Annotated in this window: 1 protein-coding gene; it reads left to right on the plus strand. The window is 74.7% G+C overall.

What is annotated here, in order from left to right; genetic code table 11:
• Positions 1–75 precede the first annotated feature (75 nt).
• The gene (speB, locus tag AC1MIR_RS25520; RefSeq protein WP_480031008.1) at positions 76–963 is read left to right on the plus strand and encodes an agmatinase; all 888 of its coding nucleotides are present in this window, start codon (positions 76–78) and stop codon (positions 961–963) included.
• Positions 964–1,507: the final 544 nt, after the last annotated feature.

The raw sequence follows: 1,507 nt of genomic DNA on the forward strand, positions 1-1,507 counted from the left end.
CCCGGCGCGCCAGCCTGCCCGCTTCCTGGGCAATACGGGCTGGCGCGCGGCGTGCCGGCGCGGCCGGGCTCCCCCATGAGCCTCGTCCCCACCTTCGCCCCCCCCCCCGGCTTCCTCGGCCTGACGCCGCGCGCCGAGGGGGCGGCTACCGTCATCGCCGGCATCCCGCTCGATCTCGGCACCACCAACCGCGCCGGCACGCGCGAAGGCCCGGCCGCGATCCGCCGCGCGTCGCGCATGCTGGTGGATGGCGCGCATCCCGTGACGCAGGTGGACCCGCATCGGCTGGACCTGGCCGATATCGGCGATTTCCGCCTCGCGCTCGGCGACCTGGCCGGCAGCCTGGCGCTCATCGAGCAGCAGGCGGCGGGCTTCGGGCATCTCGTCGCGCTCGGTGGCGAGCATGGCATCACGCTGCCGCTGCTGCGCGCCTTGGCGCGGCGGGTCGGCGGCCCGCTCGCGCTGGTGCATTTCGACGCCCATTGCGACACCTGGCCGGAGAGCTTCGGCCAGCGCTTCTCGCACGGGCAGCCCTTCTTCCACGCGATCGAGGAAGGGCTCGTGGACCCGAGGCGGATGATCCAGATCGGCATCCGCTCCCCGGTGGAGCCGGAGACGATGGCCTGGACGCGCGCGAAGGGGGTGACGATCCTCTCGGCGCTGGACGTGCACGAAGCGGGGCCGGCGGCCGTGGCGGCCGGGATCGTGGACGTGGTCGGTCCCGCGCCGGCCTATCTCTCCTTCGACATCGACGCGCTCGACCCCGCCTTCGCCCCCGGCACCGGCACGCCCGAGATCGGTGGCCTGGCGAGCTGGCAGGCGCAGTCGATCCTGCGGCGTATCCGTGGCCTCGATTTCCGCGGCATGGACGTGGTGGAGGTCGCGCCCGCCTATGACCATGCCGAGATCACGGCGCTCGCCGCGGCGACCATCGCCTGGGAATATCTCTGCCGCGCCGTTTAATTCGGTAACATTTCCGGCCGACTTTCGCCGGAGCGGCCCGTGTCGGTCGAAATCGCGCCGATTGGCCGAAAAATCCCCTTGCAATCGCGCCTCAGCGCCGCTATTTCTCCGGCCGTCGCCGCGGCCTTGCCGTGGCGGCGAGTTCCGACGCCAGCGCACGTGCCGCGAGGCCCCGTTCCGGGCCACAGCAACGACGGGACGCGTCTCTTGTCCGTGCCGGCCACCCAATGGGCCGGAAAGTTCGAGGGAGCCGCCTGTGTCGCCTGAATGCCGCGGCGCGAGACGATCTCGCGACCCAGCCAGCGCCTGATCCGGCGCGCCACGCCCCGGCCCGCACCGCCGCCGCCCCCCGCGGGCTGCGCGCGGCGCGCGCCCGCGGCGCCGGCGCCCCGGTTGAGCGCGGCGCCCTGCCACGTCCCGCCCGCCCGCAAGGGTGGCGCGCCGTGCGCCAGGGGGCTGCGTCAGGCCGCCTCGCGGCTCCCTCCTTCCCCGCCGCCGCGCCGTGCCCTCGAAGGGCAGGGGCGCGGCGGCGGGCGCCGCGGCC

It is taken from the genome of Falsiroseomonas sp. RANM36 (genome assembly GCF_056682175.1).